This is a genomic window from Micrococcus sp. HMSC067E09 (assembly GCF_001812555.1).
Taxonomy (GTDB): domain Bacteria; phylum Actinomycetota; class Actinomycetes; order Actinomycetales; family Micrococcaceae; genus Micrococcus; species Micrococcus lylae.
Genome location: NZ_KV809408.1, coordinates 10,841 through 31,206, shown reverse-complemented (window position 1 = coordinate 31,206; position 20,366 = coordinate 10,841). Strand labels below are relative to the sequence as shown.

Sequence of the window (20,366 nt, the reverse complement as noted above, 5' to 3'; positions counted from 1 at the left end):
ACAACGACGACGGTCCCCTCACCTGCGAAAGGTGAGGGGACCGCCGTCGTGACGTCACCGGGCGGTGACGGGCAGGAGGATCAGGCCTGCTTCTCGGCCTCGCGGATCTCGGCGACCGGGTCGTCGGAGATCTCGTCGCGGTGGTCGTGCAGGTCGCGGTCCTGGATGCCGTTCGGCACGAAGCAGACCGCGATGAAGGAGACCACGCCCAGGGCGGCGATGTACACGCCGATCAGGTAGGGGTTGCCGGTGCGCTGCAGGATGAGGTCCGAGATCATCGGAGCGAAGGCGCCGCCGATGATGGACCCCAGGGCGTAGCCGATGGAGATGCCGGAGAAGCGCACGTTTGCCGGGAACATCTCCGCATACATCGCGGACTGGGGGCCGTAGGACGGGCCGAGTCCGATGGTCAGGATGAAGACGGCCAGGGCGAACAGCGGCAGGGAGGCGGTGTTCAGCAGGGACCACATCGGAATGGCCCAGGCGATCACGATGCCGTAGCCGATGAGGAAGGTCAGCTTGCGGCCGATCTTGTCCGAGATCCAGCCGCCGAACAGGGTGAAGACCAGCCAGCCGAAGCCGCCGATGAGGGACGCGGCGAGGGTCTCGGTGCGCTCCATGCCGAGGGCCTTCACGCCGTAGCCGTTGAAGTAGGCGATGACGAGGTAGCCGGCCGCGTTGTTGGCGGCGAAGATCAGGGCGGCGAGCACGACCCACGTGGAGTGGCCGCGGAAGAGGTCGCCGAGCGGGGCCGACTCCTCCTTCTTCAGCCGCTGCATCTCCTGGAAGACCGGGGACTCCTCCACGGCCTTGCGGATGAGGTGGCCGACGATGATCAGGATGAAGGAGAACAGGAACGGGATGCGCCAGCCCCAGGACATGAACTGCTCTTCGTCCATGAAGGTGGAGATGCCGAAGATCATGATGGTCGCCAGGATCATGCCCAGCGGCACGCCGATCTGTGGGTAGGCGCCGAAGAGCCCGCGCTTGCCGCGCGGGGCGTGCTCCACGGACATCAGGGCCGCGCCGCCCCACTCGCCGCCGGCGGAGAAGCCCTGCAGCAGGCGGAAGAGGATCAGGAGGATCGGAGCCCAGATGCCGATGGTCGCGTAGGTCGGCAGCAGGCCGATGAGCACCGTGGCGGCGCCCATGCCGATCAGGGTGAAGACCAGGACGACCTTGCGGCCGAACTTGTCGCCGACGTGGCCTGCGACGATCGCGCCGAGCGGGCGGACCAGGAAGGAGATGCCGAGGGAGGCCCACGCGGCGATCTGTGAGCCGGATTCACCCATCGGCTCGAAGAACAGCGGCGCGAGCACGAGGCCGGCGGCCTGGGCGTAGATGAAGAAGTCGTACCACTCGATCGTGGTGCCCACGAGGGTGCCCGCGAGGACCTTGCGCTCTTCGCGCTTCTTCGCGGCGGAACCCTGCCCGAGCGTGTCGGTGTAGGTGGTGCTCATGAAAACTCCAGTGGGAAGACGGTGCGAGAGTGTCCGGTCCGCCGGAGCGGCTGGACAGCCGAGTCGAGTGAGGGGAACCGACCGTTCGGTCGGGAACTCGGTGGCGCCACTCTATCCGAGTCGGTGAGCCGTGTCACACCGTGTCGTGAGAATCCGCCCATGATGTGAGATGTGCCGCGTTGTCGCGTGGCTCAGGGTGCACAGGCTCGTCCAGCGGTGATGACACGACGACGGCGCCGTCACCTCGTGAGGTGACGGCGCCGTCGTCGGGAAGCGGCTCCTGCAGGAGCCGGTCAGCTGCGGCCGGTGAACTCCGGCGTGCGCTTCTGCTGGAAGGCCTTGAAGCCCTCCGCGTAGTCCGCGGTGCTGCAGAGGTCGCCCTGGGCGACGTTCTCGGCGTCCAGGGACTCCCACAGGCCCACGCGCCGATCGCGGATCTGAGCGACGAGCTCCTTGGAGGCCCTGAACGCCAGGGTGGCGCCGGAGGCGACCTGCGCGACCTTGGCGCGGGTGAACTCCAGCAGCTCGTCCGCCGGCACGGCACGGGAGAACAGGCCGGCCTGCACAGCCTCGGCGCCGGAGATCAGCTCGGCGGTGTAGATGAGGTCCAGGGTGCGGTGGGCGCCCAGGCGCTCGGTGAACAGCCAGTGTCCGCCGGAGTCCAGGGTGGCGCCGAGGTTGGCGAACGGGGAGCCGATCTTGGCGTTCTCGGCCACGTAGACCACGTCCGTGGCGATCGCCAGGCCCAGGCCCACGCCCAGGCACGCGCCCTGCACGGCGGCGAAGGTCGGCACCGGCAGGTCGGCCATGGCGCGCAGCACCGGGGTGACCTTGTCCCGCAGGTAGGCGGTGGCGTCGTCGTCCGCCGGGACGACATTCGAGATGTCACGTCCGGCGCAGAAGCCGCGGCCCTCCCCGCGCAGCAGCAGGGCGCGGACTTCGCCGCGCTCGGCCGCTGCGGCCACGTCCGCATAGGCCTTGCCGAGGTCCGCGAGGGCGGCCTCGTCCAGGGAGTTCATCTTCTGCGGGGCGTTCAGGACGATCTCGGCGACGCCGTCGGCGATGGTCAGGTCGATCATGGGAACCCTCCTCAGGAGTCGAAGTCGACCGTGATGGTGTCCGAGGTCGGACGGGTCTGGCAGGTCAGCACGTAGCCGGCCTCGACCTCGTCCTTCTCGAGGGCGTAGTTCTCGTCCATCTCGTAGGTGCCGTCGGTGACCTTGGCGCGGCAGGTGCCGCACACGCCGCCGGCGCAGGCGAACGGGACGTCCGAGCGCACGCGCAGGGCGGCGTTGAGCAGGGTCTCGTGCGCCGACTTCGGGGACTCGACCTTGCCGGACAGGCCGTCGAGGTTGAACTCGATGGTGTAGTTGTCTCCGGCCGGGTCGGTCTCCACCACGCGGCCGGACTGGCCCTCCGGGTTCTCCGGGCGGCCGGTGGTGAACAGCTCGAAGCGGACCTTGTCCTCGGCCACGCCGCGCTGGGCGAGGGAGTCGCGGACCAGCTGGACCAGCTCGAACGGGCCGCAGAGGAACCACTCGTCGGTGCCGTTCACGTCGATCACGCGGTCGAGGAGGGTCTCGAGCTTCTCGGCGTCGATGCGGCCGGACAGCAGCGGGGAGACGCGCTGCTCGCGGGACAGCACGTGGCTCACGGTGAAGCGGGCCGGGTACTTGTCCTTCAGGTCGCCGATCTCCTCCGCGAACATCACGTCCATGGCGGAGCGGTTGGCGAACACCAGGTCGAAGCGCGAGGTGTCCGAGGCGGCCAGCACGGCCTTGGCGATGGACATGATCGGCGTGATGCCGGAGCCGGCGGCGAAGGCCACCAGGTGGGTGTTCTTCTTCTCGGACACCTTCTCGGCGGCGAGCTCCTCGGCGTTGTTCATCGAGGTGATGTGGGTCCGGGACGTGAAGGCGCCCTGCGGGTTCATCACGTCGATCTTCTCGCCGACCTCGAGGACCTCGTTGGCCCAGGTGGAGAACCTGCCGCCCAGGTCCTTCTTGACGGCCACGCGGATCTCACCGCGGCGGGGCACGGCGCAGATCGAGTAGGAGCGGCGGATCTCGGCGCCGTCGATCTCCTTGCGGAGCGCGACGTACTGGCCCGGGAGGTAGTCGTAGTCGTCCGCGAGCTCCTCGGGGACGGTGAAGGTGACCTCCACGGAGTCCGAGGTCAGCTTGCGCAGCCCGGTCACCTCGAGGGTGTTGAACGTGGCGCGGCGCTTGCGGCCGATGGGGGCGTCGGTGGTCTCGGTCATCAGTGCACCTTGAAGTAGTCGAAGGGTTCGAGGCAGTCGTTGCAGGTGTGGAGCGCCTTGCAGGAGGTGGACCCGAAGCGGGTGATCTCTCGCGTGTTCAGCGAGTGGCAGCGCGGGCACTTGACGGCCAAGCCGATGCGCACCGGACCGTCGGTGGTCCGGGCCGCAGGCGGGGCGATCCCGTACTCGCTGAGCTTGGCCTTGCCCTCGTCGGTCATCCAGTCCGTGGTCCACGCAGGCTGCAGCACCAGGCGCACCTCCGCGTCCTCGAAGCCGGCCCGGGACAGGGCGAGCTTCACGTCCGTGGTGATGGTCTCCATGGCGGGGCAGCCGGAGTAGGTCGGGGTGATGACCACGACGGCGCGGCCGTCCTCTGCCCGTGCCTGACGGAGGATCCCCAGGTCCGCGATGGACAGCACGGGGATCTCCGGGTCGTGCACGGTGGCGGCGGCGTCCCAGACCTGCGCGTCGGCGGGGTCGGCGGGACGGAGCTCGGCGGCTTTCACCACTGCGCCTCCGGGTACCGGCGCGCGAGCACCTGCATCTCGGCCAGGATGTAGCCGCGCCACTCGGAGGTGGCGCCGGAGCGGTCGAGGCCGCGGGCGGTCGGGGAGGTCGGGACCTCGAGGCCGGCCTCGGTGATGGCGCGCGTGATGCGCTCCAGGGTCGGCTCCTCCAGCGAGGACGGCAGCACGGCGATGCCCTGGCCGGCCAGCTCGGCGGTGTTCTCGTCGTCGTAGAACAGCTCGCCGACGTACGGCCACAGCTCGTCCAGGCCGGCCTGCATGCGGCGGGCGGACTCCTCGGTGCCCAGGCCCAGGCGGTTCAGCCACACGGCGGCATGGTCCTGGTGGTACAGGACCTCCTTGAGGGCCTTGTTCGCGATGGCCGAGAGGGTCTCGTCCTTCGAGTCCACGAGGCGGGTGTACAGCTCGTACGAGTAGAACGAGTAGTACAGCTGGCGGGCGATCGTCTTGGCGAAGTCGCCGTTCTCGGCCTCCACGAGGCGGGCGGAGCGGAACTCCTCCTCGTCGCGCAGGTAGGCGAGCTGGTCCTCCGTCTTGCCCCACGCGGTGCCCGCGTAGGTCAGGAAGAAGCGGGCGTGGCCCACCAGGTCCAGGGCGATGTTGCCCAGGGCGATGTCCTCTTCGAGCTCCGGGGCGCGGGAGATCCACCAGGACAGGCGCTGGCCGAGCATCAGGGCGTCGTCGCCCAGCTGCACGGCGTAGTTCGCCACGGCCTCCGAGGCCGTGGCGCCGGACTCGGCGATCTCCTCGGCGGTGATGGCCACACCGGCGGACTGCTTGGTGGCCGAGTCGTTGGTCGCGAAGCTCACAGGTGCGGCACCCCCTCGGACTGCTGGTAGTAGGTGGCGTGGCGGTAGGACTTGCCCTGCGCCGACTCGAAGAAGCCGCCCTTGGAGTCCGGGTCGGAGGCGGCGATGGCCTCGGCCGGGACGACCCACACGGAGGTGCCCTCGTTGCGGCGGGTGTACAGGTCGCGCGCGTTGCGCAGCGCCATGGTGGCGTCCGGGGCGTGCAGGGAGCCCGCGTGCACGTGGGACAGGCCGCGCGAGGCCCGGACGAAGACCTCCCAGAGCGGCCAGGCGTTCGAGGTGGACGTGTTCTCGGTCATGGGTCAGGCTCCGATCAGCTGGGTCTTGGCCGGCTGGTTCTGCTCGGCCTGGCGGCGGGCGTAGGCGGCGGCGGCCTCACGGACCCAGGCGCCGTCCTCATGGGCCTGGACGCGGCGGGCCATGCGCTGGACGTTCATGGGGCCTCCGCCCTTGATGACCGACATGAACTCGTCCCAGTCGAGCTCGCCGAAGTCGTAGTGGCCGCGCTCCTCGTTCCACTTCAGGTCCGGGTCCGGCAGGGTCAGGCCGAGGGCCTCGGCCTGGGGGACGATCATGTCCACGAAGCGCTGGCGCAGCTCGTCGTTGGAGAAGCGCTTGACCTTCCAGGCCATGGACTGCTTGGAGTTCGGGGAGTCCTCGTCCGGCGGGCCGAACATCTGCAGGGCCGGGCCGTAGAAGCGGTTCACGGCGTCCTGGGCCATCTGCTTCTGCTCCGGGGTGCCGTGGGAGAGGGAGTAGAGGATCTCCCAGCCCTGGCGCTGGTGGAAGGACTCCTCCTTGCAGATCCGGACCATCGCGCGGCCGTACGGGCCGTAGGAGGCGCGGCAGAGCGGCACCTGGTTGCAGATGGCGGCGCCGTCCACGAGCCAGCCGATGGCGCCCATGTCCGCCCAGGTGCGGGCCGGGTAGTTGAAGATCGAGGAGTACTTCGCGCGGCCGGAGAGCAGCTGCGCGTTCAGCTCGTCCCGCGGGGTGCCGAGGGTCTCGGCGGCCGAGTACAGGTACAGGCCGTGGCCGGCCTCGTCCTGCACCTTGGCCATGAGGATGGCCTTGCGCTTCAGGGACGGGGCGCGGGTGATCCAGTTGGCCTCCGGCTGCATGCCGATGATCTCGGAGTGCGCGTGCTGGGAGACCTGGCGGGTCAGGGACTTGCGGTAGGCCGGCGGCATCCAGTCGCGGGGCTCGATGCGGGAGTCCTCGGCGATCAGACGATCGAAGTTCTCCTGACCGGCGGCGTCTTCCTCGGACGCGACGGCGGCCAGAGTGGTGGTGTTCTCTGCCATGGGGTGTCACCTCATTGCTTGCGGCGTGTTCTCGCGGGCGGCGTCGGTCTGCGTCGCCTGCGCGGAAGCGGGCGCGGACAATTACTGACCGTTCGTTCAGGATAGGTCAGGGTGCGGGGGTGGTCAATATGTCCGCGCCGCCCGGTTCCGGCGTCTGCCGCACACGGACTGCGGGCCGTCCCCTCCTCCACAGGCGCCCGGTCCCCGGGCCCTGTCCACAGTTCCCGACGACGGCCGCGCACCCGGGTGCCCGCCTCGCCTAGCGTCCGGGGCATGGTGACGAACGTGATGACATGCGCGGCGGCGCAGGCCGGTGTGCTCGGCTGGCTGGCGGGGGAGACCGGCGGGGTGAACGCGCGCCGGCGGGACGCGGCGGCGGCGGTCGAGCAGCTCGAATGGGTCCTCGGGCGGCTCCGTGCGCAGCGGTCGGACTGGGAGGACTGCCTGCGGCACCTGTCCTGGGCCGAGGAGGTCCGCTGGGTCTCGGACGCCGCACGCGGCTATCTGCGCCAGGTCGCGGACATGAAGGCACGCGGGAGCAGGGTGCTGGACCTGGTCGCGGAGGCGGAGGCCTCTCTGTCGGCAGCCGTGGAGCAGGCCCGTGCCGCCGAGGCGGAGGCGATCGCCGAACAACAGGCTCTTCAGTGGGCGGGGAAGGCGGTGGCGTGCGGATGAGCAGGCAGACGGATCGGACCGGCATCCGGCGGGTCTCCGGCGGACCGACCTCGATCATGGCGGACCTGGACGACCTCGAGCATGCCTGTCTCGGGCTGGAACGACTGGAGCCGGCCCTGACGGCCCTGCGCATACCGGTGCGCCAGTGGGCGGAGGAGCTCCCGGCGCACGCCGAGGTGGCCCCGGCGGTCCTGGACGTGACCGTGCGGCTGCAGGACCTGGAGGTCAACGCGGTCCAGGTGCAGGAGATCGCACGGACGGCGGCCACCTCGGTGCGGATGTCCGTGGACCGCTACCGGGCCGCCGAACGCGGGGCGCGGCATGCGGTGGAGCGTGTCCAGCTCTCCGCGGGGGAGGCCGTGGGCCACGTCTGGTCCGAGGGGCAGAACGGGTTCACGGTGGACGAAGCGGAGCTGCTGGTGCGCAACGCTCTGAACTCCGTGACCCAGGGCGCCCTGGCCAAGGGGATCACGGCGGGCATGTTCGCCGGGGCGATGAGGGTCCCCGGCATCGCCCGACACCGCGATGTCCTCGACTCCCGCGCCGCCGCCCGCACGGCGAAGGCGGGAAGCGTGACGGGGACGGACCCGCGCTCGGCCACACAGAGGGTGACGGCGAAGGGCCGCACGCTGGGGGCCAGGTCCACGCTGGCCGACCCCGCCGGGACGCTGGCCGGCTGGATCATGGACGGCCCTGTGGGGGACGTCTACGACGAGGTGGTCAACTGGGAGAACTTCTCGGAGGCCAGCCTCCGGCATCTGGCGCAGCAGCCGGTGGAGGTCGTCGGAGCCGTCGAGGCCGTCGAGGACGGTCCCGAAGCATTGGACGGCGGAGTCTCGGCCGTCATGGGGCTGCAGGAGCAGGTGTCCGGCGCCGGTCCGGGACGGGTCATGGTCACCCGGATCCGGGCTGCGGACGGCCGAGACACCTACGTCGTCACGCTGCCGGGGACCCAGAGCCAGGACCTCGAGGCCGAGCACGGGCTCGGCGAGGACGGGACCCGCTATGACAACTTCACCGGGCTGGGCGGCATCGCCGACGCCGTGGGCAGGAACTCGCAGCGGACCGGGGACGCCGTGGCCGCGGCACTGGCGGCCGCCGGCGTGCCGGACGGCGCCCGAGTGCTGCCCGCCGGCCACTCCCAGGGGGGACTGCACGCGGTGAACCTGCTGTCCCACGAAGCGCTCGCGTCCCGGTACGAGATGGCCGGCGCCTACACGTACGGGTCTCCGACGGCGAACCTGCCGACACCGGAGGGGACGCCCGTGCTGCACCTGGAGGACGAGCATGACCTCACCGCGGCCCTGGACGGCGGACCGAACCCCGCCACCGTGGACCGGGCGACGGTGACCTTGGCCTCGACGCCGTCGGTGACCACGGAGGAGTTCCAGGAGTACATCGAGTACCTGCGCGTCCTCGACGAGGACTACGACCTCTCCGAGGTCCCGGAGAACTACGAGGCGATGAAGCGCCTGCCCGCGCACCTGGCGGACGTCCCCGAGCGATTGATGGAGCACCACGGCATCGGCTCGTACCGCGGGCTGGTCGAGGCCCAGGAGGCGCGGGGGGCCGAGGCGTGGGGCGAGGCGGCCCCCACGGTGGCCGCGCTGGGTCTGCTCACCGGCGGGAGGGTGCTCTCACAGAAGACGGTGCCGCTGGGGCGGCGGCGGCCGGAGCCGTGGGAGCGGCAGCCGCCGCCGGCGCATCCACGGGCCCGGCTGGGCCGGCTCGGCGGCCGGTGACGGACGCGGCTCAGCGCCGCTCGGGCGCGATGCGGTTCGTGATGGAGGACATCACCAGGGAGACCAGGGACACGATCACCGCGGCGAACACGGCGGTGAAGAAGAAGCGGTCGATGTGCAGCTGCATCGGCAGGAAGGAGGACAGCCAGGAGGTGAGCGCGAGCATGGCGGCGTTGATGATCACCGTGAACAGACCGAGCGTCAGGCAGGTGATGGGCAGGGAGAGGAACGCCACGATCGGGCGGATCACCGCGTTCACGGCGCCGAACAGCAGGCCGAGCAGGGCGTAGGCGACCACGGTGTTCGCCGTCTGGTCGTCGAACAGGTGCAGGGAGGAGGACAGGGTCACGTCCATGCCGGGCAGCAGCCAGACGGCGGACCAGAGCGCGATGGCGTTGACGGCGAGGCTGAGGAGGAATCGGGTCATGGAACCACTCTCGCAGGTCCGGCTGGACCCGGGGTGAGAACAGGCGGCGGCGCCGCCACCTGCAGCAGGTGACGGCGCCGCCGTCGGGACGGGGCCGTCAGGGCCCCGATGCACCGGATCAGTTCTGGTCCAGGAGCACGCCCTCGAAGAACTCGTTGGCCTGCTCCGGGGCGTCCAGCGGCAGGACCGCGGCCACGTAGTGGTCCGGGCGGACGATCACCACGGCGCCGTCGCGGGAGATGCCGCGGACGTCGAAGATGTCCGGGCCGTGCGAGGGCAGGCAGGTGGCGAAGATGTTGTTCAGGTCATACAGGCCCAGACAGCCCGAGGTCGGCTTGAACAGGGCCGGCACGTCCGGGTGGGCGAACTCGGTCTGCTTCTGCTGGTAGACCACCTTGATGTCGAACACGGTGTCCTGCGGGGCGCCGGCCGGGGTGCAGCGGTTGCGGAAGGACGCCGGGTCCTGCTCGATCGCCGTGGCCCAGGCGGCGGCCTTCGAGTCCTCGGCGTTCGGCATGGCGGCGTCGGCGAAGACGTACACGCGCCAGCGGCCGTCGGCCTTGTGCAGGTGGCCCAGGTGCTTGGTGTTGGTATCGCAGGAGCGCTCGACCAGCTCGGAGCGGAAGCGCTTGCCGATCGGGTAGCCGGTGGCCAGCTCCTGGTTCCCGCTGCGGGTCAGCATGGACGGCTGGTACTCGGTCATGAATCCGGCCGGGAACTCGGCGGTCTTGGTGTAGAACTCCGCCACCTCGTTCGGGTCGCCGAGCTCGTCGATCGGCTTCGCCATGAGGGTGGACCACTCCTTGTCGAAGTCGATCAGGTTCTTGGCGATGTCCTTGCGCTCGTCCGAGTAGGTGCCCACGAGCTCCTTCGGGGCCTGGCCGGAGAGGACCTGGCCGAGCTTCCAGGCGAGGTTCCAGCCGTCCTGCATGGACACGTTCATGCCCTGGCCGGCCTTCGCGGAGTGGGTGTGGCAGGCGTCGCCGAGCAGGAACACGGTCGGCTCGCCCACCCGCTCGCGGTTGTCGAAGCCGGAGGTCAGGCGGTGGCCGACCTCGTAGATCGAGTTCCAGGCCACGTCCTTCACCTCCAGGGTGTAGGGGTGCAGGATCGCCTGGGCGCGCTTGATGACCTCCTCGAGCGGGGTCTTGCGGATGGTGCCGTTGTCCCCCTCCGGCACCACGCCGAGGTCCACGTAGAGGCGGAACAGGTGGCCGCCCTCGCGCGGGATCAGCAGGATGGAGCCGTTCTTGGAGTGGATGGCGCACTTGGTGCGGATGTCCGGGAAGTCGGTGACGGCCAGGGTGTCCATGACGCCCCAGGCGTGGTTGGCGGCGTCGCCGGCGAGGGAGTGGCCGATCGCCTTGCGCACGCCCGAGCGGGCCCCGTCCGCGCCGACCACGTACTTGCAGCGGACCTGGCGGGTCGGGCCGTCGGCGACCTCGTTGCCCACGCCGTCGCCGGTGCGGCGCAGTGTCACGGTCACCGGGTAGTCGCCCTCGCCGGAGTCGTCCAGGGCCTCGAAGGCCCAGCCGAAGTCCGGCTCCATGCGGGTGGGGGCGTTCTTCATGTACTCGGCGTAGTAGTCCAGGATGCGGGCCTGGTTCACGATCAGGTGCGGGAACTCGGACACGCCCTCCGGGTCGTCCTCGGCCAGGGAGGTGCGGACGATGTTCTCCGGGTTCTCCGGATCCGGGTTCCAGAAGGCCATGTACGTCAGGTCGAAGGCCTCGTCGATGATCTCGTTGGCGAAGCCGAACGCCTGGAAGGTCTCCACGGAGCGGGCCTGGATGCCGTCGGCCTGCCCGATCTTCAGGCGGTGGGGGCGGCGGTCGATGATGCGGGTGGTGACGTCCGGGAACATCGCCAGCTGGGCGGCGGCGATCATGCCGGCCGGGCCTGCGCCCACGATCAGCACGTCCATCTCGTCCGGCAGCTCGGCCGGGCGGTCGAGGCCGACGCCGGCGGCCGCGTACTGGCGGGGGTTCGTGGAGACATAGCCGTTGTGATGGAAGAGCATCCTTGGTCCTTTCGCGCGGGCCCGGGGGAGCGGGGCGCCTCGGGAGGTGGTCGCGGCGGCTGTGTTCGCATATGGAACACGCTGTTCTCATAGAGAACGAACTGTGTCAGACTGTACGCCAGGCGTGAGCCACTTCACAAGGGTTTCTCCGGAAAGGAGCCGTCCATGACACCGCCGCGCAGCACCACGACGACGGCCGCCCCCTCCGGCGCCCGCGGCGCCTCCTCGTCCGCCTCCTCGCAGACGCTGGACCGCGGCATCCGCGTGCTCGAGGTGGTCACGGGCTCGGCGCAGCCGCCGACCATCGCGGAGGTCGCCGCCGCGCTCGGTGTGCACCGCTCGATCGTCTACCGGATCCTCCGGACCCTCGAGGACCGCCGTCTGGTCCGCCGCGACGCCGCCGGGCGCGTCTACGGCGCTCCCGGCCTGGCCGTGCTCGCCCGCGGCGTGGAGCAGGACCTGCAGGCCGCCGCCCTGCCGGAGCTGACCGCGATCTCCCAGGACCTGGGCATGAGCGCCTTCGTGGTGGTGTGGGACGGCCAGGACTGCACGACCCTCGTCACCGTCGAGCCTGCCCAGGGCAACCTCGTCACCCAGCGCCCCGGCACCCGGCACCCGCTCGGCCGCGGCGGCCCCGGCCTGGCAATCGCCGCCTCCCTGGAGCCCGAGCAGCTCGCCGCCGCCGCGGACACCGGCATCATCGAGGACCCGGAGCGCCCCGAGGTCGCCGCCGCACGCGAGCGCGGCCATGCCACGAGCCGCGGCGAGGTCATCCCCGGCGTCTTCTCCGTGGCGGTCCCGCTGCGCGTGCCCGGGCAGCTGCCCGCGGCCGTGGCGGTCGTCTACGCGGACCGGGCCGAGGACACCGAAGCCATCGGGCGGCGCCTGAGTGCCGGCGCCGAGACCATCGCCGCGGCGCTGGGCGCCGCGCCCGCACACTGACGCGGAGCCCACCGCACTGAGGTGCCGGAGTCGATGCGGGGTGGGGAGCCCGCCGCGAAGCCGCCGCGCGGAGACGAACTGACACCGCAGACCCGCCCGCGCTGACGGAATGCGCACCATCGGCAGCTCCGGCAAGACAGGCCAGTGCCGTCGTCGTAGTCTTCTGACCATGACTGAGACCCCGAAGCCGAGCACGACCGTCGTCCACCCCAACCCGGTGATCGACCTGCTTCCGCCCTACGCCGCAGGCAAGCCCCCGGCCGCCGTCGAGGGCCTGACGCCGTACAAGCTGTCCTCCAATGAGAACCCGTACGCCCCGGTCCCGTCCGTGCTGGACACCGTCACCGCGCTGGTGGCCGGCGCCGAGGGCGAGGCCAGCGCGCTGTGCCGCTACCCGGACCCGCTGTCCACCGCGCTGCGCACCCGCCTGGCCGAGCACCACGGCGTCCCGGCCGACGACATCGTCACCGGCGGCGGCTCCCTGGGAGCCCTGACCCAGATCATCACCGCCTACGCGGGCCCGCACGACGACGGCCACCGCGACGAGGTCCTCTTCGCCTGGCGCTCCTTCGAGGCGTATCCGATCGTGGTGCGCTCCGCCGGGGCGAAGGACGTGCAGGTCCCGCTCACCGCGGACCACCGCCACGACCTGCCGGCCATGCTGGACGCGATCACCGAGAACACCCGCGTGATCATTCTCTGCACCCCGAACAACCCGACCGGACCGGTGCTCACCACCGCCGAAGTCGAGGACTTCCTGGCCAAGGTGCCCGAGCACATCCTCGTGGTCATCGACGAGGCCTACGTGGAGTTCGTCCGCCACGACGACGCCGTGCAGGGCATCGAGATGTACCGCAAGCACCGGAACGTGGCCGTGCTGCGCACTTTCTCCAAGGCCCACGGCCTGGCCAACCTCCGCGTGGGCTACTCGATCGCCCACCCGGAGATCACCCGCCACCTGCGGGTCGTCGCCACCCCGTTCGCGGTGTCCACGGTGGCCGAGCAGGCCGCCATCGCCTCCCTGGACGCCCTGGACGAGGTCACCGAACGCGTCCAGAAGGTGGTGGACGAGCGCGAGCGTGTGGTCGCCGCCCTCACCGAGGCCGGCTGGGACATCCCGGAGACCCACGCCAACTTCGTCTGGCTGCCGCTCGGAGAGCAGGCCGCGGACTTCGCCGCCCGGGCGGGCGAGCAGGCGCTGTCCGTCCGCGCCTTCGCCGGCGAGGGTGTGCGCGTGTCCATCGGCGAGGTCGAGGCGAACGACCGGTTCATCGCCCTCGCCCGCGACTACCGGAAGGGCTGAGCCATGGCAGGGAACGAGATCCACGTCGGCGCCGCCGCGGACATCGCCGTCGGCGAGGCCACGGTCCTGCCCATGGGCGCGACCGGCCACTGGGACGACATCGCCGTGTTCCACACCGAGGACGGCGGCTTCCACGCCATCGACGACTCCTGCACCCACGGGGACATCTCCCTGGCCGAGGGCGAGCTCGAGGGCCTCGAGATCGAATGCTGGCTCCACGGCTCCCGGTTCTGCCTCACCGACGGCAAGCCGCAGTGCCTGCCCGCCACCGAGCCGGTCGGGGTGCACCGGGTGGAGGTCCGCGACGGCGAGGTCTACCTGACGATCGTCGACCGCAAGCAGGGCTGAGGCCGGAGGGCCGGCGGACGGCCGCCGGTGACGGACCGGCGATGCCCGGGCGAGCCGAAGGGGCCCGCCTGCTCCGTGGGAGCGGGCGGGCCCCTCGGCGTCTCCCGCTCTTCACGCGCAGGTCACCTGCGGTGAAGCGTCTGTCCACCGTGGCGGCAGATGCAGGTCACCGGCCGGTGCGAGCGTGGGCGGCGGCACGGGGCCGCCCCGTGCCGGGTGAGTGCGGATCCGTCCAGGCTCACCCTGTCCCGAGGCAAGGAGCCGAGCATGCCCGCGCATCGCGAGACCACGTCCCGCACCCGCCGCCGCGCCACCGGAGCGCTGGCCGCCGCCGCCATCACCGGAACGCTGCTGTCCCCGGCCGCGCAGGCCGCGGTAGAGCACGCCCCCGGCGCACCGGAGCCTCATGGGCGCGCCGGTGCCGTCTCGGCGCAGACCGTCGGCTCCTCCGCGCCCGAGGTGATCGGCCACCGCGGCGCCGCGGGCGTGGCACCGGAGAACACGGTGGCGGCCTTCCGTGAGGCGGTCCGCTCCGGCGCCGGCTTCTTCGAGATCGACGTGCAGCTCTCGGCCGACGGCGTCCCGTTCCTCTTCCACGACTCCACGCCCGCACGCACGACGAACGTCGCCGAGGTGTTCCCCGGCCGCGAAGACGACCCGATTACCAGCTTCACCTGGGACGAGCTCCAGCAGCTCGAGGTCGGCTCCGCCTACGCCGAGCGTTACCGGGGCGAGCGGATCCCGCACCTGGACGACGCCGCCCGAGCCGCCACCCCGCGCACCGGTGTGTTCATCGAGATCAAGAGCCCGCAGGACTCGCCCGGCGTCGAGGCCGTCGTCGCCGAGTCGCTCGCCTCCGTGCCCGAGTGGCAGCGCCTCGTGGCCCGGGGCAAGGTGGAGGTCATCGGCTTCGACGCCGAATCCAATCGTCGCTTCGCAGCCCTGGCACCGCAGATCCCGCTGCAGCAGCTCGCCGGCACCGTCCCGGACGCCGCCGCCCTGGAAGCGGTGGCCGAGTATGCGGACGGCTTCAGCACGAACTACCGCAGCCTGGACGCGGACGGGGTGCGGCGCATCCATGACGCCGGCCTGGAGGCGGCCGTCTACACCGTGAACTCCGTGGAGGCCTACGACCAGGTCGCGGCGCTCGGCGTGGACCGGGTGACCGGCGACTTCCCGCGCGAGCTCGTCCGCCATGCGAAGGGGCTCAAGCCGTTCCCGCAGGCGCAGGGCGTGCGGATCCTCGACTCCGTCAACGACGTCCCCGGGCCGGACCTGCAGCCGGAGACCGGCGAGCACGTGGTGCTGGTCAACGACGGCCCGGCGCCGGTGGACGTCTCCGGCTACCTCCTTCGAGACGCCGCCTACAACGTGCTGACCGTCGGCGAGGGCTACATCCTGGAGCCGGGCCAGACCCTGCGGGTGTACACCGGCCCCGGCACCGACTCCGAGGACGCCTACTACAACCAGGGCACCTCGAACGTGCTGAACAACGGCGGCGACTCCGTCGGCCTGTTCACCCCCACGGGTCGTCTGCTGGACACCTTCGCGAACTGACCCGCCGCACCGAAGGGCCCGCCTGCTCCATCCGGAGCGGGCGGGCCCTTCGGTGTGCTCGGGGCGGAGGAGGACGCACCGGCGCGGGGCGGTCGCCTCCGGCTCTCGGCTCAGGTCCCGCAGTACGTCACATACCTTCCCGACGACGGCGCGGCCGGCTCCGCGTATCGCTCCCGTCCGTCCGGGGGCGAGAAGGGCCTGCGCACCTGGGACAGCAGATTCTCGAAGGGCGTCAGGTCGCCGGCCTCCGCGGCGTCCAGGGCCTCCTCGACGAGATGGTTGCGGGCGATGACCACCGGGTTCGTGCGACGCAGCAGTGCAGCGTCCGGACCGTGGGCGAGCCAGTCCGCACCCCAGTCCTGAAGCGGGTCTGGGAGCAGCGTGGCATCTGCTGACTCGGCGACGTCCGCCAGCGATGCCCAGAAGGACGTCCAGTCCACGCGGTGCTCGGCCAGCAGCGCGAACAGCGGATCGGTGAGCGTGGTGACGTCGGGCGCGGTGGCGGCCGTCCCGGTGGAGGCGGAGGCGTTCGGCGAGGTGTCCTCGGCAGGTGCGGGGCCGTCGTCGGGAACAGGCTCTGCGGGGAGGCCGAGCTTGGCGGCCAGGCCGCGCCGCCAGGCGGCGGTGTGGTGCACGCGGAACTCGTCCAGCACACGCTCGGCGGCGGCCACGGCACGCTGCTGGTCCGGGTCGATCAGCGGCAGCAGTGCCTCGGCCAGGCGGGCGAGGTTCCAGCGGGCGATCGCCGGCTGGTTCCCGTAGGCGTAGCGGCCGGCATGGTCGATCGAGGAGAAGACCGTGTCCGGGTCGAAGGCCTCCATGAAGGCGCAGGGGCCGAAGTCGATCGCCTCGCCGGACAGCGTCATGTTGTCCGTGTTCATCACGCCGTGCACGAAGCCCAGCAGCATCCACTGCGCCACCAGCTCGGCCTGGGCACGGGCGACGGCGCGCAGCAGGTCCAGGGCCGGCACATCCGTGCGCGGGGCGTGAGGGTGGTGGCGGTCCAGGGCGTGCTGCACCAGGCGCGTCAGGAGGGTCTCCGGGTGGAGGCCGTCCGCACGTTCCGGGGAGCCGGCGGCCTCGTGCTGGGCGGCCAGGGCCGCCGCGTACTGGACGGTGCCCACGCGCAGGTGGGAGGCGGCCGTGCGGGCCAGCACCGCGCCGGGCAGGGAACGGTCCCGCTGCACCTGACCGCCCGTGGCCACCACGGCGAGGGCCCGCGAGGTGGGCACACCGAGTGCGTGCAGGCAGGCCGAGACGAGCACCTCGCGGAGCATCGGGCCGAGGGCGGCCAGGCCGTCCGAGCCGGGGCGGGAGAACGGGGTGCGGCCCGAGCCCTTCAGGTGCAGGTCCGTCAGGGACGGGAGGGCGTCCGGGGACTCGACGGTTTCCCGAACGGAAGCGTCCGGGGACTCGACGGTTTCCCGAACGAAAGCGTCCGGGGATTCGACCGTTTCCCGAACGAAAGCGCTGGGGGTGGCGGGGGTGCTGGGGGTGGCGGGGATCTCGCCGAGCAGCAGGGCGCGGCCGTCGCCGAGCACGGGGGAGTAGTGCCCGAACTGGTGTCCCGCATACGCCTGGGCCACCGGCCGGGCGGCGGCGGGGTCCTGGCCCGGGCCGAGCGCCGGGCGCTCGCCGGTCAGCAGACGCAGCCCCTCCTGACTGCGCAGCCACGCCGGGTCCAGGCCGAGCTCGGCGGCCAGCTCCTCGTCCACGACCACGACGCTCGGGCAGATCGGCTCCGCCGCCTGCCAGGGCACGGCGAGCTCCGGGAAGGCGTCGGCGAACACCGAGGCGAGGTGCGGGGCGCAGGAGGGGAGGCCGTCATCGGGAAGGGCGGCGGAGCGTACGGAGGAGTCCATCGTCCCAGCGTACGGAGCAGGCCGCGCCGGCACAGGAGGAGGCGCGCTCGCCGTCCGCCCCGGGCTCAGTAGGAGGCGCGGGCCGCCCCGGCCCACGAGGAGGCGCGGGCCGCCGCCCAGTAGGAGGCGCAGGCCGCCGGCTCAGTAGGAGGCGCGCTCGCCGTCCGCGCCACCCTCGCCGGACCCGCCGTCGCCGGTCCCACCCTCGACGGCCGGGCACCAGGTGTCCGCGAGCGCCTCGGCGCCGCGGGCCAGGATCGCCACGTCCGCGCCCACGTTCACGTAGTCGGCGCCGGCGGCCGCGTAGGCCTCCGCCTGGGCCTTCACGAAGGCGTTGACGCCCACGATCTTGCCGGCGGCCTTCACCGCCCCGATGGTCTGCTCCACGGCGGCCACGACGTCCGGGTGGGACTGCTGGCCCAGCAGGCCCATGGAGGCCGAGAGGTCCGAGGGGCCGATGAAGACGCCGTCCACACCGTCCGTCGCGGCGATCTCGGCGGCGTTCTCCACGCCCTTGGCGGTCTCGATCTGGACCATGACGCCCACATGGCAGTCCCCGTCCTTGAGGTAGCCGCCGATCCGGTTCCAGCGGCCCGAACGGGCCAGGGCGGAGCCCACGCCGCGGAGGCCGGGGCGCTCGCCGGCAGCGCCCGGGTAGCGGGCCGCGGCCACGGCGGCGGCGGCCATCTCGGCGTCGTCCACCATCGGCACGATCAGCGTCTGCGCGCCCAGGTCCAGGAACTGCTTGATCGCCACCGGGTCCAGGGCGGGCACACGCACCATGGTGGGCACGCGGTAGCCGGCGATCGTGCGCAGCTGGGCGAGGATGTCCGCCAGCGTCAGCGGGGCGTGCTCGGCGTCGATCAGCAGGTAGTCCATCCCGGCGCCGGCGCAGATCTCCGCGGTGGTGGCGTCGCCGGAGCACAGGAACATGCCGGCGGCCGGGCGGCCTCCGCGCGCGGCCACGGCCTCGGCGGTGAACAGGTCGCGGAACAGGGGCTGGGTGTTGTCGATCACGGGCATCTCACAGGCTCCTGGGGTGTCAGCGTGCGGTGGGGCGGGAGGAGGCGGGCCGTTCCCGGGGTGACGGCCGTGCCGGAGGCGAGGGGCCGTCGTCGGGAAGCGCGGGGCTCAGGCGAAGCGGCAGGTGATGGTGCCCAGCGGGCCGTAGTCGGCGTACACGGTGTCGCCCTCGTAGACCCACATCGGGCGCGTGAAGGAGCCTGCCAGGACGATCTCGCCGGCCTCGAGGGTGTCGCCGTGCTCGGCGATGCGGTTGGCGAGCCAGTGCACGCCGTTGGCCGGGTGGTTCAGCACGCCGGCGGCCACGCCGGTCTCGATGATCTCCTGGTTGCGGGACAGGACGCCGGCGACCCAGCGCAGGTCCACCTCGTCCACCGTCACCGGGCGGCCGCCGAGCACCATGGAGCCCAGGGCGGCGTTGTCCGAGATGGTGTCCGTGATGGTGCGGCCGGCCATCTCGATGCGCGAGTCCAGCACCTCCAGCGCCGGGACCACGTACTCGGTGGCGCGCAGCACGTCAATCAGGTTCAGGCCCGGGCCGCGCAGCTCATCCTTGAGCACGAACGCCAGCTCCATCTCGATGCGCGGGTGGGTGTACCTCTTCCACTCGTAGACGTGGCCGGACTCGAAGACCTGGTCGTCGAAGATCACGCCGTAGTCCGGCTCGTCGATGCCCGTGGCGTCCTGCATGGCCTTGGAGGTCAGGCCGATCTTGTGGCCCACCTTGCGGCGGCCGGCCTGAACCTGGCGCTCGGCCCAGATGCGCTGGACGGCGTAGGAGTCCTCGATCTCCATCTCCGGGTAGCGGGCGGTCAGCAGGGGGACCGGTGTGCGGTCGATGCCGGCCTGGTGCAGCTCGTCGGCGATCTTCACGTGCGTCTCGTGGTTCAGCATGGCGCTCCTTGCGTCGGCGAGGGTACAGGGGCTCTGGGCAGAATCGTATATGTTCGCCGGCGTCACGTTCGTGACGTGCTTCACATCCGCTGGCATGCTGTGGGCAAGACCCACGACGACGGCCGCCTCGCCGGGCTCTTCGCAGCTCCGGTGGGACAGGCCGTCGCCCGAGCCGGAGGAGGCCCCGCCGTGACCGCTGCCGAGACCGCTGCCGAGACGACCGCGGCCGAGAGGGGCGCGGCGAACGATGGGGCGGCGGCCCCGGTGCCGCTGCGCCCGCTGGAGGGTGTCACGGTCCTGTCTCTGGCCCCGAACCTGCCCGGCCCGTGGGCGGCCTGGCGGCTGCGGCAGTGGGGTGCCCACGTGATCAAGGTGGAGAGCCCGGGCGGGGACATGATGTCCCGCATGTCCACGCTGATCTACGAGCGCTTCTCTGCAGAAGTGGAGATCGTAGAGGTCAACCTGAAGAACAAGACGGGGCGGGCACAGCTGGCGAAACTGGCCGACCAGGCCGAGATCCTCGTGACCTCCATGCGCCCCTCGGCGGCCGAGCGGCTCGGCCTGCCCGAGCTTGCGGACCGTATGTCCCTGGCGTGGGTGGAGGTCGTCGGCTCGGAGGAGGACCCGGAGGATCCGGGCCATGACCTGACCTACCAGGCCGCGAACGGGACGATCGCGGCGGGCGGTCCGGAGGCGCCGCGGCTGCCGGCCGTGCTGCTGGCGGACGTCATGGGCGGCGAGCGGGCCGCCGGCCAGGCGCTCGCCGCGCTGCTGCAGCGCCGGGCGAACGTGGCCGGCGGGCATGGCGGCGCCGTCCGCGTGAAGGTCTCCCTCGAACAGGCCGTGCGGGACGCCGCCGTCACCACCGACCTGACGCACGCCGAGGCGATCCTCGGTGGGACCCTGCCCGAGTACGGGATCTACCGCTGCGCCGACGGGTACGTGGCCCTGGCCGCGCTCGAGCCGCACTTCCGCGAGCGCATGGAGACGTTGCTGGGTACGAGCGCTGAGGAGCTGGCCGCGGTGTTCGCCGAGCAGCCGGCAGAGCACTGGGTGACCTTCGCCAAGGAGCATGACCTCCCGATCGTGCCGGTGACGTGAGTTCAGGCCCCCGCGCCGAACCAGAGGGTTTGTGGTTCGCCGAGCCAGAGGGTTCGGCTGGTTCGCGGGGCGGTGAAGGGGCCGTTTCTTCTGGTTCGCCGAGCCAGAGGGT

At 71.5% G+C, this 20,366-nt stretch carries 19 protein-coding genes; 7 read left to right on the top strand and 12 right to left on the bottom strand.

What is annotated here, in order from left to right; genetic code table 11:
* Positions 1-80: 80 nt before the first annotated feature.
* The 7 genes from HMPREF2863_RS00635 to paaA all read right to left on the bottom strand — a co-directional run bounded on the left by HMPREF2863_RS00635 (position 81) and on the right by paaA (position 6,360).
* Positions 81-1,460 (bottom strand): MFS transporter, encoded by a 1,380-nt coding sequence (locus HMPREF2863_RS00635; RefSeq protein WP_067190968.1) that lies wholly within the window; start codon positions 1,458-1,460, stop codon positions 81-83.
* A gap of 293 nt (positions 1,461-1,753) precedes the next feature.
* A complete protein-coding gene (locus HMPREF2863_RS00630; RefSeq protein WP_070637222.1) occupies positions 1,754-2,539 on the bottom strand; it encodes an enoyl-CoA hydratase/isomerase family protein in 786 nt (261 codons plus the stop codon).
* A gap of 11 nt (positions 2,540-2,550) precedes the next feature.
* Positions 2,551-3,720, bottom strand: a complete 1,170-nt coding sequence (paaE, locus tag HMPREF2863_RS00625; RefSeq protein WP_067190972.1) for a 1,2-phenylacetyl-CoA epoxidase subunit PaaE — start codon at positions 3,718-3,720, stop codon at positions 2,551-2,553.
* Positions 3,720-4,229: a 1,2-phenylacetyl-CoA epoxidase subunit PaaD gene (paaD, locus tag HMPREF2863_RS00620; protein ID WP_067190973.1), complete on the bottom strand. Its 510-nt coding sequence runs from the start codon at positions 4,227-4,229 to the stop codon at positions 3,720-3,722. The genes paaE and paaD overlap by 1 nt, the downstream gene beginning before the upstream one ends.
* Positions 4,223-5,056, bottom strand: coding sequence for a 1,2-phenylacetyl-CoA epoxidase subunit PaaC (gene paaC, locus HMPREF2863_RS00615; RefSeq protein ID WP_070637219.1), 834 nt, complete (start codon positions 5,054-5,056; stop codon positions 4,223-4,225). Before paaC ends, paaD begins: the two co-directional genes overlap by 7 nt.
* Positions 5,053-5,355, bottom strand: a complete 303-nt coding sequence (gene paaB, locus HMPREF2863_RS00610) for a 1,2-phenylacetyl-CoA epoxidase subunit PaaB (RefSeq protein WP_067190975.1) — start codon at positions 5,353-5,355, stop codon at positions 5,053-5,055. The genes paaC and paaB overlap by 4 nt, the downstream gene beginning before the upstream one ends.
* A gap of 3 nt (positions 5,356-5,358) precedes the next feature.
* Complete coding sequence (gene paaA, locus HMPREF2863_RS00605; RefSeq protein WP_070637217.1) at positions 5,359-6,360, bottom strand: 1,2-phenylacetyl-CoA epoxidase subunit PaaA; 1,002 nt, start codon at positions 6,358-6,360, stop codon at positions 5,359-5,361.
* Between the two features lie 273 nt (positions 6,361-6,633).
* Here paaA and HMPREF2863_RS00600 point away from each other — a divergent pair, with 273 nt between their 5' ends.
* Positions 6,634-7,035 carry a hypothetical protein gene (locus HMPREF2863_RS00600; protein ID WP_127913502.1) on the top strand — a complete coding sequence of 134 codons (402 nt, stop codon included), beginning with the start codon at positions 6,634-6,636 and terminating at the stop codon, positions 7,033-7,035.
* Positions 7,032-8,777 carry a hypothetical protein gene (locus HMPREF2863_RS00595; RefSeq protein WP_070637215.1) on the top strand — a complete coding sequence of 582 codons (1,746 nt, stop codon included), beginning with the start codon at positions 7,032-7,034 and terminating at the stop codon, positions 8,775-8,777. Before HMPREF2863_RS00600 ends, HMPREF2863_RS00595 begins: the two co-directional genes overlap by 4 nt.
* Before the next feature lie 10 nt (positions 8,778-8,787).
* Here HMPREF2863_RS00595 and HMPREF2863_RS00590 read toward each other — a convergent pair whose 3' ends face one another.
* On the bottom strand, positions 8,788-9,204 hold the full coding sequence (locus tag HMPREF2863_RS00590) for a phage holin family protein (protein ID WP_067190984.1): 417 nt from the start codon (positions 9,202-9,204) through the stop codon (positions 8,788-8,790).
* Positions 9,205-9,322: 118 nt separating this feature from the next.
* On the bottom strand, positions 9,323-11,224 hold the full coding sequence (locus HMPREF2863_RS00585; protein ID WP_070637213.1) for an FAD-binding monooxygenase: 1,902 nt from the start codon (positions 11,222-11,224) through the stop codon (positions 9,323-9,325).
* A gap of 165 nt (positions 11,225-11,389) precedes the next feature.
* Here HMPREF2863_RS00585 and HMPREF2863_RS00580 point away from each other — a divergent pair, with 165 nt between their 5' ends.
* From HMPREF2863_RS00580 to HMPREF2863_RS00565, 4 genes are all read left to right on the top strand, one after another.
* The gene (locus HMPREF2863_RS00580) at positions 11,390-12,166 is read left to right on the top strand and encodes an IclR family transcriptional regulator (protein ID WP_082740150.1); all 777 of its coding nucleotides are present in this window, start codon (positions 11,390-11,392) and stop codon (positions 12,164-12,166) included.
* A 169-nt stretch (positions 12,167-12,335) separates the two neighbouring features.
* Positions 12,336-13,469, top strand: a complete 1,134-nt coding sequence (locus HMPREF2863_RS00575) for a histidinol-phosphate transaminase (protein WP_067192297.1) — start codon at positions 12,336-12,338, stop codon at positions 13,467-13,469.
* Between the two features lie 3 nt (positions 13,470-13,472).
* Entirely contained in the window at positions 13,473-13,817 is a 345-nt protein-coding gene (locus HMPREF2863_RS00570; RefSeq protein WP_067192300.1) for a Rieske 2Fe-2S domain-containing protein, read from the top strand.
* Between the two features lie 267 nt (positions 13,818-14,084).
* Entirely contained in the window at positions 14,085-15,374 is a 1,290-nt protein-coding gene (locus HMPREF2863_RS00565; RefSeq protein ID WP_067192304.1) for a glycerophosphodiester phosphodiesterase family protein, read from the top strand.
* Positions 15,375-15,484: 110 nt separating this feature from the next.
* Here HMPREF2863_RS00565 and HMPREF2863_RS00560 read toward each other — a convergent pair whose 3' ends face one another.
* From HMPREF2863_RS00560 to HMPREF2863_RS00550, 3 genes are all read right to left on the bottom strand, one after another.
* Positions 15,485-17,236, bottom strand: coding sequence for a protein adenylyltransferase SelO (locus tag HMPREF2863_RS00560; RefSeq protein WP_070637211.1), 1,752 nt, complete (start codon positions 17,234-17,236; stop codon positions 15,485-15,487).
* A gap of 141 nt (positions 17,237-17,377) precedes the next feature.
* A complete protein-coding gene (locus tag HMPREF2863_RS00555) occupies positions 17,378-18,259 on the bottom strand; it encodes an HpcH/HpaI aldolase family protein (protein ID WP_070637209.1) in 882 nt (293 codons plus the stop codon).
* Positions 18,260-18,367: 108 nt separating this feature from the next.
* The gene (locus tag HMPREF2863_RS00550; protein WP_070637207.1) at positions 18,368-19,153 is read right to left on the bottom strand and encodes an FAA hydrolase family protein; all 786 of its coding nucleotides are present in this window, start codon (positions 19,151-19,153) and stop codon (positions 18,368-18,370) included.
* Between the two features lie 75 nt (positions 19,154-19,228).
* Here HMPREF2863_RS00550 and HMPREF2863_RS00545 point away from each other — a divergent pair, with 75 nt between their 5' ends.
* Positions 19,229-20,254 (top strand): CoA transferase, encoded by a 1,026-nt coding sequence (locus HMPREF2863_RS00545; RefSeq protein WP_083315133.1) that lies wholly within the window; start codon positions 19,229-19,231, stop codon positions 20,252-20,254.
* The last annotated feature ends 112 nt before the right edge of the window (positions 20,255-20,366 follow it).